This window comes from Nannocystis pusilla (genome assembly GCF_020073745.1).
GTDB lineage: Bacteria > Myxococcota_A > Polyangia > Nannocystales > Nannocystaceae > Nannocystis > Nannocystis radixulma.
The window spans coordinates 255,858-269,934 of sequence record NZ_JAIRAU010000011.1; the positions used below are offsets into that span (position 1 = coordinate 255,858).

General features: G+C 69.2%; 13 protein-coding genes. 10 read left to right on the top strand and 3 right to left on the bottom strand.

Translation table 11 applies throughout. The features are described 5' to 3' along the window. Positions 1-157: 157 nt before the first annotated feature. Together K7C98_RS12590 and K7C98_RS12595 are read left to right on the top strand one after the other, a co-directional pair. Positions 158-832, top strand: coding sequence for a hypothetical protein (locus tag K7C98_RS12590; protein ID WP_224191865.1), 675 nt, complete (start codon positions 158-160; stop codon positions 830-832). Between the two features lie 590 nt (positions 833-1,422). Further along, positions 1,423-3,042 carry an anti-phage dCTP deaminase gene (locus tag K7C98_RS12595; RefSeq protein WP_224191866.1) on the top strand — a complete coding sequence of 540 codons (1,620 nt, stop codon included), beginning with the start codon at positions 1,423-1,425 and terminating at the stop codon, positions 3,040-3,042. 615 nt (positions 3,043-3,657) lie between these two features. Here the strand turns inward: K7C98_RS12595 and K7C98_RS12600 are convergent. From K7C98_RS12600 to K7C98_RS12610, 3 genes are read right to left on the bottom strand one after another with little or no spacing between them, the layout of a single operon-like run. After that, the gene (locus K7C98_RS12600) at positions 3,658-4,446 is read right to left on the bottom strand and encodes a hypothetical protein (RefSeq protein WP_224191867.1); all 789 of its coding nucleotides are present in this window, start codon (positions 4,444-4,446) and stop codon (positions 3,658-3,660) included. A 12-nt stretch (positions 4,447-4,458) separates the two neighbouring features. Then, positions 4,459-6,087, bottom strand: a complete 1,629-nt coding sequence (locus K7C98_RS12605) for a hypothetical protein (RefSeq protein WP_224191868.1) — start codon at positions 6,085-6,087, stop codon at positions 4,459-4,461. Then, positions 6,084-6,434 carry a hypothetical protein gene (locus tag K7C98_RS12610; protein WP_224191869.1) on the bottom strand — a complete coding sequence of 117 codons (351 nt, stop codon included), beginning with the start codon at positions 6,432-6,434 and terminating at the stop codon, positions 6,084-6,086. Before K7C98_RS12610 ends, K7C98_RS12605 begins: the two co-directional genes overlap by 4 nt. Positions 6,435-6,947: 513 nt before the next feature. Here K7C98_RS12610 and K7C98_RS12615 point away from each other — a divergent pair. The 8 genes from K7C98_RS12615 to K7C98_RS12650 all read left to right on the top strand — a co-directional run bounded on the left by K7C98_RS12615 (position 6,948) and on the right by K7C98_RS12650 (position 14,001). Then, a complete protein-coding gene (locus tag K7C98_RS12615) occupies positions 6,948-7,175 on the top strand; it encodes a hypothetical protein (protein WP_224191870.1) in 228 nt (75 codons plus the stop codon). A gap of 141 nt (positions 7,176-7,316) precedes the next feature. Further along, positions 7,317-7,940 carry a hypothetical protein gene (locus K7C98_RS12620; RefSeq protein WP_224191871.1) on the top strand — a complete coding sequence of 208 codons (624 nt, stop codon included), beginning with the start codon at positions 7,317-7,319 and terminating at the stop codon, positions 7,938-7,940. Between the two features lie 524 nt (positions 7,941-8,464). Continuing rightward, positions 8,465-9,670, top strand: coding sequence for a hypothetical protein (locus tag K7C98_RS12625; RefSeq protein ID WP_224191872.1), 1,206 nt, complete (start codon positions 8,465-8,467; stop codon positions 9,668-9,670). Positions 9,671-9,793: 123 nt separating this feature from the next. Continuing rightward, positions 9,794-11,242 carry an AlkA N-terminal domain-containing protein gene (locus K7C98_RS44725; RefSeq protein ID WP_224191873.1) on the top strand — a complete coding sequence of 483 codons (1,449 nt, stop codon included), beginning with the start codon at positions 9,794-9,796 and terminating at the stop codon, positions 11,240-11,242. Between the two features lie 4 nt (positions 11,243-11,246). Beyond that, a complete protein-coding gene (locus tag K7C98_RS12635) occupies positions 11,247-11,744 on the top strand; it encodes a methylated-DNA--[protein]-cysteine S-methyltransferase (RefSeq protein WP_224191874.1) in 498 nt (165 codons plus the stop codon). Between the two features lie 9 nt (positions 11,745-11,753). Next, positions 11,754-12,365: a glutathione S-transferase gene (locus tag K7C98_RS12640; protein WP_224191875.1), complete on the top strand. Its 612-nt coding sequence runs from the start codon at positions 11,754-11,756 to the stop codon at positions 12,363-12,365. A 425-nt stretch (positions 12,366-12,790) separates the two neighbouring features. Next, positions 12,791-13,270, top strand: a complete 480-nt coding sequence (locus K7C98_RS12645; protein WP_224191876.1) for a hypothetical protein — start codon at positions 12,791-12,793, stop codon at positions 13,268-13,270. Then, entirely contained in the window at positions 13,267-14,001 is a 735-nt protein-coding gene (locus K7C98_RS12650) for a hypothetical protein (protein WP_224191877.1), read from the top strand. Before K7C98_RS12645 ends, K7C98_RS12650 begins: the two co-directional genes overlap by 4 nt. The last annotated feature ends 76 nt before the right edge of the window (positions 14,002-14,077 follow it).

Here is a 14,077-nt window from a genome sequence, read left to right on the forward strand (position 1 = left end):
GTGGGGCCGTCCAATCCTCGGCGGGCCGCTCGATGGGAGCGGTCCGGCCCTCGCGTCGAGTCCGCCGAGGGCGTGCGACCCCGAGCTGCCTCGCGCATTCGTCCGCTGCGAGGCCTCGCGGCGTGACACCGATCCGGCGCGCCGGTACGATGCCCGCATGCGCTCGCTTATCCTTCTCACCACGCTCTCTGCCGCGCTCGCGTGCGGCCCCGCCGACGGCGGCACGGCCTCGGGCAGCGAGACGTCGACCGCCGCGACCGGCGACCCGCAGACCGCCTCCACGCAGCCCACCAGCACCGGCGACAGCACCGGCGGCGTCCCCACCGCGCCCGAATGCCAGGAGGACGCCGACTGCGCGCTCTTCAACGACTGTTGCCGGTGCACCGCCGCGCCCAAGAGCGCCCAATTCCCCGAGTGCGACGCGACCTGCCTGCAATCGACCTGCGACGCCCTCGGCCTGCGGGACGTCCAGGTCGCGTGCCTCTCGGGCAGGTGCGAGTTCGCCAGGGTGACCTGCAGCGACGGCCCGGTCGCCTGCGACGAGGCGAAGCCCCAGTGCGCCGAGGGTACCGTCAACTCCGTGAAGGACAGCTGCTGGGGCCCGTGCATGGACCCGCGCTACTGCGAAGGCGGCCCCTGCACCGCCGACTCCTGCGGCGACGGCTGGACCTGCGTCGACTCCCAGTCCGGCGCGAGCACCTGCGCGCCGGTCCCGTTCGAGTGCAGCGGCGGCACGCCGACCTGCGCCTGCCTGCAGCCCTACCTCGACGAGTTCTGCGGCGGCGCGTGCAGCGACGCCGCGGGCGGCGTCCTCTGCGAAGACGGCGGGTGACACCGACGCTCCGTCCCTGCGCACGACCAGTCCGGTCGGAGGTCCAGAACGGGCTGCGACACCTTCGCGGGAGGACGGCGGTCGCTCGTCGATCAAGAGTTGGCTCTGCCGCTTTCGTTCTTCGGCGACGAACACGAGCGACATGGGCGTTGTGGAATGACACCTGCCCAAGCTCGGTTCGTAGTTCGCTAGTGCGAGGGCCGACTGAGTCTCCCACTGCGGGCTGCTTGCAGCTATTAAGCGCGCAAAGCGCCACGGCGCCTTCCCCTGGAAAGACGCGGGCGAGGCGCCGTTATTGGGAAACCTACATATGTGCGGTATATCATCATCGCCGTTACACCGGGCTGAGGCACTATCGCCGCGCGAAAACAAACGGCGCGGTTTGGAACGGCCGTCCCAATACCATCATCGACAGCCTTTTCTGTATTGTAGATTACAGGAATTTCGCTGTACTACTGCGCTACCTCGGATATCCTGTCCGTACCAGCAACGACGAGAAGGCCGCCCGTCGGCGGGGGTCGTAGGTCACTATGACTGTGCTTCCTGCTATTGTGCAACTTCGCCCTCCGTCTCGCCGAGACAGCCGGGGCGTGGTGAAAGCCGAGACCTCTGGCGAACTCGTGTTCGCAGTTGTCGGCCACATCGGCTCGGGGACGAGTACTATTGCCCGCCGCCTAGTGGCCGTGCTTGAAGGCGAAAAGTACCACGTCAGCTATATCAAGGCGAGCGACTGTATCCGCGAGTGGGCGAAATCTCAGGACAAAGCGGTCGATGGGCACGCCTCCCGGAGTCGTGCTCGCCTACGCGCGATGCAGGATCTCGGGGACGAGATTCGAGTGCGGGATCACGGTGCAGTCGCCCGCCAGCTCGTGCGAGCGATCAAGAGCGAGCGTGCACAACGGCTGGGTCAGGGCTCCGCGAAGGGACCAGTGCATCCGGACGGCAAGCGACACGCATATGTGCTCGACAGCGTACGGCACCCGGCTGAGGTGCATCTCTTGCGTGCGGTGTACGGTAATGCCTTCGCGTTGATCGGTGTGGTCTGTGACGAGCAGGTGCGCCGTCAACGCATCGTCCGCAAGTATGAGGATATCGGTGAGCCAGCCGTCGACGAGATCATGGAGTATGACGCCCGTGCCGGCGCCAAGCACAGCCAGAGCGTTCGGGACGCGTTCTTCCTCTCCGACGTATTTCTGGATAATACAGTCGAATCCGAGCGTGCGGACGAGCAACAGCGGCGCAAGGTCCCCAACGAGGCATGGGATATCCCCGACCAATTGCGGCGCACAGTCAACATCGTTGCTCGCACGGAGGTCGTCCGCCCGACGATCGAGGAACACGCCATGTTCGTCGCCTACGGGGCACAGCAGCGGAGCGCGTGCCTGTCACGGCAGGTTGGCGCGGCGGTGGTCGATCGCGGCGGCAACGTACTCGCCTCCGGCACCAATGAAGTGCCTCAGGCCGGCGGCGGAGTGTATGGACAAACCCTCGTGTCCTCGGCCCGGGATGACCACCGATGTGCCAATCGGCCCGGTTCTTGGCAAGGCTGCTGGAACACGAAGAAGCAGTCGGAGATCATTGACGACCTGATCGACCATCTGCCCACAGAGGCCAAACTGCCCCCCAATGCCGTGGCCGAACTGAAAAACCTCTCTCCGGAAACGCAGGCAGCACTACGTTTAATCTTCACCGACGCGAAAGATGATCTACGCGAGCAAATTCGAAAGACCCGCGTGGGGAGCTTATTGGAGTTTAGTCGTGCCGTTCACGCCGAGATGGACGCCCTGTTATCCGTCGCGCGGCAAGGTATCTCGACGCTCGGCACGCGGATTTTCGTGACGACCTTTCCGTGCCACTACTGTGCCCGGCACATTGTCGGCGCAGGCGTCGATGAGGTCCAATTCATCGAACCATATCCAAAGAGCCTGGCACTTGATCTACATTCGGATTCGATCACGACGAATCGTCAGGGCTGGGTACGCCCGAGCGAAAGCAAAGGTGGATCGAAGCAGGTCTTGTTTCGTCCGTTCACGGGGGTAGCCCCGCGCCTCTACGAGCGCGCGTTTCTAAAGGACCGTCCGCTCAAGGATGACCGGACCGGCGAGAAGCGACTGGGCGAGGCGGAATGGACCGACGGATGGGACATCTTCCGCAAGAGTTATGTCGAGCTCGAGGCCCAACTCGCCGAGGAAGAGGTTGCCGAAACGTGAGGCGATCGACACCAAATTTGCGCCTCGTCCCGGATGCGCTCGATCCACCACCAATCATCGGTGATGGAGAGCAATTGACGCTGTTCTCCGAACAGCGAACGAGCGATTTCGTTGGACTGGTCGACGTATCACGGTTGACGGACACGCAATTCGCCGAAATCCTAGTGACGTACCATCCACGGTTTGTGTTCGACGCCCGACTGGCTCCGTACCTGAACATCGGCCGGCTTCACCGCCATGATGTCTTCGAGTTATTCGCATCTGTGGGGGCAACCTATCTGTATGCGTTGCCGCGTGAGGCAGACGGACGCTCGGAGGGTGCAGCGCGCGAAGTCTCGACACGACTACTCGAGGAATGGAACACTGGCCGGGGTTCCCGGGGCGTCGCGTTAGTGTTTCTGCAAGCGACGGACGGAGCACGAGAGTTGCGACAGAGCATACGGAGGCAGTTCGCTGCGCACGCTCTTCGACCGCCCAGCATTCGGATTCTTAATCCAGGCTGAGTACGCTGCCGTAGTTCAAACTCGCCCGGACATCAGCAGCCAAGCGTAACGGGAATTGTGCATCGGCCCCGAAAGGGCTACCGCAGGGTTACTCTGTCGTAGGGTTCTTCCCCTACCGCACCACCTCGAACATCCCGTCGATCCTGCTGATGAACACCGGAAGCGACCACGCGTTGCCGTCGGCTGCCAGCCCGCGGAACACCGGCCCGTCGTCGCGGGCGCTTCGCGGCTCGATCACCCGCCCACCGCAGCACAGGTGCAGGCGCACCTCCTCGTGCCGCAGCGGCGCCACCGTCCACGCCCCGTCCTTCGCCAGCTCCGAGAATTGCTGCTCGAGCGCCGCGCGAGCCGCCTCGGGCGTCGTCCCGTAGAGGGGAGCCAGCTCGGCGAATTTGATCTTTTGCCGCGACAGGAGCCCCGGGATGTCGCCCTCGACCAGGTCGGCGTGGAGCGCGTCGAGGAACATGAACAGCTCGGCGGTCGTCGCCATGTCGAGCGACAGCACCGCCGCCGTCTGCCAGGCCCACGTCGGCCCCGGCGGCAATCTGAAGTTGTAGGCCACGCGGTGCGGCAGCGTCGGCGGTGGGTCGTCGGGCAGCGGCGCGAACGTCAGGCCGTCGACGACCTGGTCCTCGCCGGCGGGCACGACCTCGCCGAGCGGGCCGACGCAGCGCTGGACGATCAGCCGACGCGGCGACAGCGGATCGACGATGGCGGTCGGCGGCGCGATCGCGTCGATGCGCACCGCGATCTCGTTGTCGCCGCTGACCAGCCACTCGCCGACCGAGGGGATCGCGGTGTAGGGCGTGTCGACGGGCGTGCGGAGGATCGGCGCGCCGTTGACGAACAGCTCGCAGGCGTAGCCGTGGATCGAGACGTTGAGGTAATCGACGGTGGTCACGGTGCTATCGCATCACAGGATGGTCTTGGCCCAGATCGGCCGCTTGTCCCACAGGGTCGCGGACTTCGTCACGCTGAACAGCAGCTTGCTCTTGGCCGTGAAGGTACCTTTCCCTTCGGACAGGTCGAGGTTGGCCTTGAGGGAGAACGGGGCCAGCTCGATCACCGCCGCGCCCTCGAAGCCGGCGTTGATCTTGCCGACCACCTCGACCCAGTCGCCGAGCGCGCCGCGGACCCCGATCTCGCCGCCGACCGTCGGCGGGACCGAGATGGTCGCGGCCGGGCCGGTGCGGTCGGGGTTGGCCTCGCGGGTGCCGGTGATCTTGAGCTCGCCCGTCACGGCCCCGTAGACCTGGGCCTTGGCGCTCAGCAGCTCGAGGCCGAACGCGATCTCGGCCTTGGCCGACACCACCGTCAGCGACACCTCGAGCTTGTAGTAGCGATAGACGGTGTGATTCTTCGGCCACTCCTTGTAGCCCCACTCGTACTCGAGGCTGCCGGCGCACACGTCGACCTCGACCGAGAAGCTCCAGCCGATCTTCGGCATCTTGCGGCCGAGCGCCTTGAAGAACTCGATGAGGCCCAGGACCTGCTTGCGGATGGTGAAGACGAACTCGATGAACTCCGCCGCCTTGAACGACGACGTCCAGTCCTTGCCGTTGCGCGTGAACGTGAAGCTCTTGGCGGTGGCGAGCTTGCGGCTGTCGGGCGCGTCGCTGCCCTCGTAGCGGTCGGAACTGTAGTCGCGGCCGCGGATCGTCCCGAGCTGCTGGGTCTGCGTCACCGTGCCCCTGCTGTTGCCGACGGACTCGGTGCGGCGATACAGCTCGGTGTTGCTCGACGTCCGCATCTCCTCCTTGACCGAGTGGGACGTGCGCGCCATGCCGCGCGTGTCGGTGACCGAGCTGTTGTCGTAGCGGACCTTGCCCTCGGTGCCCGACGAGTTGGCCCTCTCCTTCTTCCTGACCGACGGCAGGCTGAGGCCGATCTTGAAGATGTCGGGCGGGTAGACCGCGACCTTGTGCTTCCAGCCGTAGAACGCCTTGCGCTGCGGCGCCGGGCGGGCGCCGCAGGCCGCGAACGCGAACTGCCACACCGCGGCCGGCGGGAAGAAGAACTGGCGCAGGCCGACGAAGAACCCGAGCTGGTTGACCTTGTTGAGGCGGGTCTGGAACCAGTTCGGCTCGTACTTGACCGCGACCTGATGGCTCGGCCCGCGCAGCACCCTCGTCGTGCCGAGGCTGGCCGGGGGCACGACCGTCAGCGTCGGGTGCCCGGGCGAGTAGCCGGGGCCGCCCGACGCCTTGACCGTGATCGTGTCGGGGTCGATGACCTCGAACCGGTCGGTCACCTTCGGCTGGCGCGGGTTCGGCGAGTTGACCCGGTTGGTCATGATCATGCCGCGCCCCTGGTCGAGCCAGAACGCGAGGCTGACGATCTCCCGCTTGCCCGGCTTGCCGCAGTGCGAGCAGCTGAACTCGAGCTTGTCGAAGTCGCACGGCGGCACCTTGCGCGGCTGCTGCTTCTGGCAGGTCGCGCACGGCTTGTTGGCCGGCTGGCCGGCGTTGCTCCTCAGCGCCGCCGGCGGGGTCTTGCCCGGGGCGGGTCGTGGCGCGGGTCGTGGAGCTGGTCTTTGGGTCATGTCTCTGCCGGGCTCCCGTAAAGGCTCGCGAGCAGGTCCATCGGCTCGGGCCAGGATTGCAGCTCCTCGAGGTTGTGGAGCACGCCGATCGCGTCGTCGCTGTCGGCGAAGCGCTCGTCGAATTGCGACGCGACCTCGAGGTGCCGCAGCAACGAGACCTCCTCGACCAAACCGAGCTCGAGGCCGCGAGCCACGCGTCGCTCGACCCACGCGCCCGTGACGTCGTCGGGCGCCTCGGCCCAGCGCTCCGGGTGCGCGTCGCGGAGATGCACGATCGCCGAGGCGATGAATCGCCGCCGCGACAGGTTCGCAAGGGCCTCGATCTGCGGACGACGGATCTTGAGCATACGCAGGCGACCGGTGCGGCGGCCGTAGACATTAGCGAATGGCCGGCCGGTCGCCTACGCCGTTCTGCGGCCCTCACGAGCGCGATACCGCGACTCGCGCGCTCCACGCTGGAGCGCCAGGCGCCGCCTCTCGCGTCGGCCGTCGCGGAAGTCGCGAGACGAATGTCCGCGACACGCCGACGACGAGCGCGAGTCGCCGCCATCGCCTCTCGCAAGACCTGCTGCTCCTCCGTCTGCCATCGACTTGCGACCTCGCCACGCAGCATCGCTCGCGCTCCGCCCGCGCGCGGCCGCCTGTCCGCCGACGCGTCGATGCGGCGCTTCATCGCCGTGCCCGGCGCTCGTTCGCCGCCGCTGACGTCGGCGAGCGCGCTCCCTGAGCGTGCTTGCGAGCCACCGCGCGTCGCCCACGTTTCGTCGATGCATGGATCTCACTCGCGTGTGTCTCCGCGCCCTGGCGCGCACGCGCGACGCTGTTGCTGCGACCTCGCGCTCGCGCGGCCTGCCGACGAGGTGATCGAGCTGCCGACGCTCGCCGGGCGTGGGATGACGATCGAAGAGATGAGCCATCGCGGGGAGATCGTGGGCGTGGTTCTCAGCGGCGGCGGCCAGGTCCCGACGCGCTGCCACGGCGGCGACGAGCGCGTCGTCGATGCGCTCCCGTCGGACGCTCTCGGCGGCGAGCCCGGCGACATCGACGAACACGGCCGGCTCCTCGGCGCCTACCGGCGTGCCGCGTGAGCATCGCACGCCGCCGGCTTGCGCTCCATCCCCTGCGTCGCGGAGCCGCGCGTGCGAGGGCCATGAGCCTCGCGTGCGCACTCGCTTGCGCTCGCCCGTCGGACCCGCGACCTGATAGCCTCGCCGCCACCATCGTTCCCGATGCCGACGCACGCCGATCAGCCGCCGCAGCTCCGCCCGCCAGGCGCCTCTCAGCGCATGAGCGAGGCGGCGGCGCTGGAGCGGTGGATCGAGCACGGACCGCGACCGCTGCCGCGGCGGCGCGAGAGCGTGTGGACGTGGAGCGTGCCGCTCGCGGCGATCGCCGCGACCGTCGGGCTGCTGGTGTTCGTGCCCGACGCGCGGAGCTTCGCGCCGCTGTGGATCCTCGCGGTCGGCCTGGCGATCCGTCACTACCTGCGCGTGCGTTCGATCGCCCGCCACCAGCGCGCCCTCGAGGCGCTCAGCGCCGAGGTCGCGCGCCTGCCGTTCCCCGTGCGCGAGTTCCACGGCTGGCTCGGCCCTCGCGGCGGCCGACTCGGCCCGCTCGTGATCCGCCTGCGCGGCGCCCTGCCCCGGGCCGAGCGAGCCGTCCTCGTCGCCGAACCGACCGCGCACGTCGAGTGGCCCGCGAGCGAGTGGATGATCGTCACCGTCGAGTGGCGCAACACGACGACGGACCTCCGACGGGTGCGCCGGGTGTTGGTCGAGATGTTGCCGCTGGTGCACGCGGTGCGCCGCGTCGTCGACGTCGAGTGCCAGCGGCAAGCCGCGCGACCGGCATGACAGCCGGCGAGCCGCGACGAGACCGCATGTACCTTAATTAACCGACTCCCCACAATCGCCAGGCTCGGCGATTTGCGTCGCCCCCCGGGCACGGGCCACGTTCCTGGCGATCCAGGGCGTTTGGTGAGCTGACGCTCACCCGGCGATCCCGCAGCCCTCGACGGATCGAGGAGGCGCTGCGCACCGTCGGCCCGCGGGCTCTCCATCCGGAACGGAATCGCAGCAGTCGGCAATCCACTTCACAGCGATCTCCTTAATCATCTTTCGCCCCGGCTGTATCCGTCGCTCCCACCGAGCACGGACGCGACTCTCGAGCGTGAGAGAATGCATGGCGGCGGGACCGCCGGCACTCGTAAAAACGACACGTCCACGCGAGCGCGGCCCAACGGGCCGACAGGAGCCGTCCAGACGCGAACGGCGAGCGACGACGCGGCGAGCGATTCTCCGGAGACGATAGGTCGAGCTGCAGCGACCGGGTCCGCGCGTGCTAGCGCTGCTCGTGGCTGCCCGCTATCCTCGGCCCGATGCTAGATAACAGGTTCCAGACTGTTCTTGTGCGAATGATGGCGAGCCTCGGGCTGATCGCGATGGCCTGCAACCCCGGCGGCAACGACACGGCCGGCGTGACCGACGGCGCGACCAGCACGTCCACCGACACGAGCGAGACCGGGACGCCGACGGCGACCGAGCCCACGAGCACCCCGACGAGCACGACCGACGGCTCCGTCTCGGGCACCGAGAGCTCCACGACGACCGGCGAGCCGACGACGACCGACAGCGAGACGCAGAGCGTCGACCCGACCGACGGCACCAGCACGACCGACGGCACCGCCACGAGCGAGGGAACGAGCACGACCGACGGCACCAGCACGACCACGACCGACGGCACCAGCACCACCACGACCGACGACACCACGACCGGCTCGACCAGCGACAGCAGCTCGAGCACGACGAACGAGCCGCCGGACTGCGTGCCGACCGAGGACTTCGAGGTCACGTGCGACCTCATCGACAACGACTGCGACGGCGAGATCGACGACGTCGACGTCGGCGCCGACGGCATCTGCGACTGTCTGAGCATCGGCATCCTCGGCGACACCGGCTACGCGCCGAGCGCGAACTTCGAGGCCTGGCTCGAGGCGCAGGGCTCCGCCGTCACCCGCACGCTGCTGGCTGGCAACCCCGGCGCGGTCACGCCGGCGCTGCTCGCCAACTACGACCTCCTGATCATCGACCGCATCGAGCGCCAGCTCAGCCCCGAGGAGGCGGCGGCGATCGAGGCGTTCGTCAAGGAGGACGGCCGCGGCCTCATCACGCTCATCGGCTACAACTTCGACAACCTCAACCCGGCCCCCGAGCGCGACCGGGCCAACAGCGTGCTCACGCCGTTCGGCCTCGCCTACCAGGGCGGCTACTTCGGCAACGGGGTCACGCCGACGTTCGATCAGAACCACCCGATCTCGATGGGCATCATCGACGTCAACTTCGCGGGCGGCATCTCGCCGGCCGACACCGGCAACCAGGGCACGTCGGAGGTGTTCGCGACGATCCAGGGGACGAACGCGGGCATCGCCCATCAGACCGCGGATCAGGGCGGCCGCGTGATCGTGTGGGGCGACGAGTGGATCACGTTCGACAGCGACTGGCTCGGCTACGCCGACGTCCAGGACTTCTGGGTGAACATGTTCGCCTGGGCCAAGCCGAAGGACTTCTGCGGCCAGCCGATGTAGTGCGCGCCCGGGGGCCGCGGCGCTCTCGGCCCCCGTCGCCGGCGTTTCGCCGCAATTCGGCGATCTCGCGGCGACGTCCGAAAACGGCGAGACTGCCGTCCGCCGCCGCGCTAGATCGTCCGCGTGCAGCTCGACCCCGACGCCTGCTACGACGCCCTCTGCGCCCGCGACCGCCGCTTCGACGGCGTCTTCTTCGTCGGCGTCACCACCACCGGCATCTACTGCCGCCCCGTCTGCCCGGCGCGCACGCCCGGGCGCGGGCGCTGCGAGTTCTTCCGCCGCGCCGCCGAGGCCGAGCGGGCCGGGTTTCGCGCCTGCTTCCGCTGCCGGCCCGAGCTCGCGCCGGGGCGCGCCGCCGTCGACTCGCTGTCGCGGCTCGCGGCCGCCGCGCTCGCGCGCATCGACGCCGGCGACCTCAACGACGGTTCGGTCGACGCGCTCGCGCAGCGGCTCGGCGTCAGCGGGCGTCATCTGCGGCGCGCGCTCGAGGCGGAGCTCGGGGCCACGCCGGTCGAGCTGGCGCAGACGCGGCGGCTCGCGCTCGCCAAGCAGCTGCTTCAGGACACCGCGCTCCCGCCGGCCGAGGTCGCGTTCGCGGCCGGCTTCGCCAGCGTGCGCCGCTTCAACGCGCTGGTGCAGCAGCGCTTCGGTCGGCCGCCCTCGGCGCTGCGGCGCGAGGCCGGCGAGGTCGACGGCGGCGACGCGATCGACCTGCGCCTCGACTACCGCCCGCCGTTCGACTGGCCGGCGCTGCTCCAATTCATGCGCGGCCGCGAGGTCGCCGGCGTCGAGCGCGTCGACGACGACGGCTACGCCCGCGCCGTCGCGCTCGGCGATCGCGTCGGCTGGTTGCAGGTCACGCCCGACCCGACGCGCCCGGCGCTGCGCGTGCGCGTGTCGCTGTCGCTCGCGCCGCACCTCATGCCGATCGTCGCCCGCCTGCGCGGCCTGTTCGACCTCGACGCCCACCCCGACACCATCGCCGCCCACCTCCGCCGCGATCCTGTCCTTCAGGACAGTGTCGACGCGCGCCCCGGCCTGCGCGTCCCGGGCGCGTTCGACGGCTTCGAGCTGGCCGCGCGCGCCGTCCTCGGCCAGCAGGTCTCGGTCCGCGCCGCCACCACGCTGTGCGCCCGGCTGGTCGCGCGCTTCGGTGGACCTGTCCCGAAGTTACTGCCGGGCCTGACCGCCGTGTTCCCGGCGCCCGCCGTCCTCGCGCGCGCCGAGCTGGCCGACGTGCGGGCGATCGGCCTGCCCGAGCAGCGCGCCCGCACCTTGATCACGCTCGCCGGCGCGGTCGCGGACGGCCGGGTCGACCTGTCCATCGGGGCAGATCCGGACCGGGCCGTCGCCGCGCTCGAGTCGCTGCCGGGGATCGGGCCGTGGACCGCGCAGTACGTGGCCATGCGGGCGCTCCGCTGGCCCGACGGGTTCCCCGGCGGCGACCTCGTGGTCCGCCGCGCCCTGAACGTCACCACCACCCGCGCCGCCGAGGCCCGCACCGCTGCGTGGCGACCGTGGCGCGCCTACGGCGTGATGCACCTGTGGCGCGCCGCGTCCTCCGGAGGATGAACCCATGACCCGCCTCGTCCAGCGCATCCTGCCCTCGCCGCTCGGCCCGCTGCGCCTCGTCGCCAGCGACCTCGCCCTCGTCGGCATCTACTTCCCCGAGCACCGCCCCGCCCCCGCGCACGCCGGCGACGACGTCGCCCGGCATCCGCTGCTCGACCACGCGGCGCGCGAGCTCGACGAGTACTTCATTGGCCGCCGCCGCCAGTTCACCGTCGCCCTCGATCCGCGCGGCACCGCGTTTCAGCGCGCCGTCTGGCGCGCGCTCGCGGACATTCGCTTCGGCGAGCAGCGCAGCTACGCCGACCTCGCCCGCGCGATCGGCAACCCCCGGGCCGTGCGCGCCGTCGGTGCAGCGAACGGCCGCAACCCGCTGTCGATCGTGCTCCCGTGTCATCGCGTCGTCGCGACCGGCGGCGCGCTGACCGGCTACGCCGGAGGCCTCCCCGCCAAGAAGTGGTTGCTCGCGCACGAGGCCGGTCAGATGCCCGGACTTTCGGCGTAGGGTCCCGGCATGCCCAAGCTGACCTACTTCGACTTCCCCGCCAGCCGCGGGGAGGAGTGTCGTCTCGCCCTCCACATCGCCGGCGTCGCCTTCGAAGACGAGCGCCTCAAAGGCGACGACTGGCCCGCGCGCAAGGAGCAGACGCCGTACGGCGCGCTGCCGACCCTGGAGGTCGAGGGCCGCGGCGTGCTCGCCCAGTCCAACGCGATCCTCGTCTACATCGGCCGCGAGCACGGCCTGCACCCGCGCGACAACTGGCTGGCCGCCCGCCACGAGGAGCTCATGCAGGCGGTCGAGGAGCTGCGGCACACGGTCGGGCCGGTGCTGCGGATCCAGGACCCCGCCGAGAAGCTCAAGGCGCGCGAAGAGCTGGCCGGCGGCTTCCTCAAGCGCTGGGGCCGGAGCGTCGAGCGGCGGTTGCAGGAGCTCAGCGCCGGGCCGTTCGTCGCCGGCGACGCGATCCACGTCGCCGACCTCAAGCTCTACCTGGCCGCGCGGTGGTTCTCGTCCGGCGTCGTCGACCACGTGCCGCGCGACGTGTTCGCCGAGTTCCCGCGCCTCGTCGGGCTCGAGCAGGCGGTCGCGGCCCACCCGAAGGTCGTCGCCTGGCGCAACCGCTGACGCTCCCGCGCCGGCTCGTCGCGCTGCTCCCGACCGCCCGGCGATCCGCAGCAGCGCGATCGCGACGTCGAGCCGACGTCGACGACGAGGCGCGGCTCGACCACGACCTCGTCCCACAGCGCGAGCGCGGCGCTCGCCCTGGAGTATTTGCGCGTCGATGACAGCACGGCGAGCCCGACCGCCCCGGCGAGCGCAGAGCGGCGGCGGCGAGGCAGGCGCAGGCCGCTGGCGAGTAGCGACGTGTGATGGAGCACCGTCCACGCCCTCTGCTCGCTTGCCGGAGCCGCACAGCTCGGCACATCGTGGAACCATGCTCAGCAATCTCGCCGTCATGTTCTCGCTCCTGGTCACGCCATTTCCGGCCACGCCGCCCGGCGTCTGTCGCGCCCGGCGGCGATTTCCTCGGGAGCCTGCTGCAGGCGCCAGTGGCACTCGAGAATCTCGAGGTCTCCCTGGATCTGAGCGACGGCGTTCGCCTCGAGATCGCGTACGAATTGCCGGCGGTCGGGCTCGTTTCCCTGGACGTGTCCGGCGAGGAGGACGGCCCCGGGTACGGCGCAGTGATGCTCGGCGATGCTGTCCTCGCCGAGGTATGGTTTCGCGATGGGCACCTGGCCGCGGAGGCGACGGATCTCGCAGGTCTGGAGCCCGCTCAGGCCCTTGCCGTCGCCGCGAGCGTCGCGCAGGTCTGGCAAGAGGCCAACTTCACGGGCACGTTCGACGATTCCCGTGATCTAAAGTGTACGGTGGCCGGCGGGATCGCTGGCGCTACCGCCGCCACTCTGGTTGGAGGAAGCTGCTTCCTTCTCACCAAGAAGAAGCAGTGCGGGAGCGCCGGTACCTTTGTGGCCCAAAAGGTGTTCGGCTGGATTACTGACAAGTGCAACGGAGCGCAGAACAAGTGACGCAGACGCTGGCGACCTCCACGCCCAAGCCCTTGCCGCCGCAGCGGTGGGGCATCTTGCCGACGAATCAGTTCTGGGGCCTCGCCGCGCTGACGCCGATTGCATTGATTTATTACCTCGGCTTGCTCGTGTACTTCCCGCTGCTTGATCACCTCGGCCTGGTCTGGTGGCAGGTCGCGCTGGCGCTCTGGCTGTACCATGAAATATGGGGCGGCCTTGTGGAGCGCTACGCCAGAGGCTACCTCGCCAGGCGGCAGCGACTCCAGGCGGCCGCCGTCGCGGCCCCGGCTCTGAATTCAAGCCCGGGCGTCAACAGACGACCCCGAGTCCCAGCTTTTGCCGCAGAAGATTGGGACGTTTACTATGCTCGCATATATGGCCGGTTTTCAGGCGTCGTCCAATTGACGTCCGAACTGGAGTTCCTTCTCCTGCTGTTTTACCCGGGATGGGTCAGCAAGGCACTGGCCGCCGCGTGGCTAATTGGCTCGTTCCTGATCGCGCGGGCCGTCACACACAGGTGGAAGGCTGCGGCGCTCGTAGCCCGCTCATACCTCGACGCCGCCGACCGCGACGGCTCACGGGTGCGGGCGCTCGATCCTGAGTTTGAGCATTCGGCGCCGCAGCGCGTGACGCGCGAGGTCCAGCGACGGGGCGGCGCCGACGAGGGAGCCGGCGCGCTCGAGCAGGCGGTCGCGGCCCACCCGAAGGTCGTCGCCTGGCGCAACCGCTGACGCTCCCGCGCCGGCGCGGACAGCGACGCCTCGGCCCTGTCCCGAAGTTCCAATGATGACACCGTGAATCGGGCCC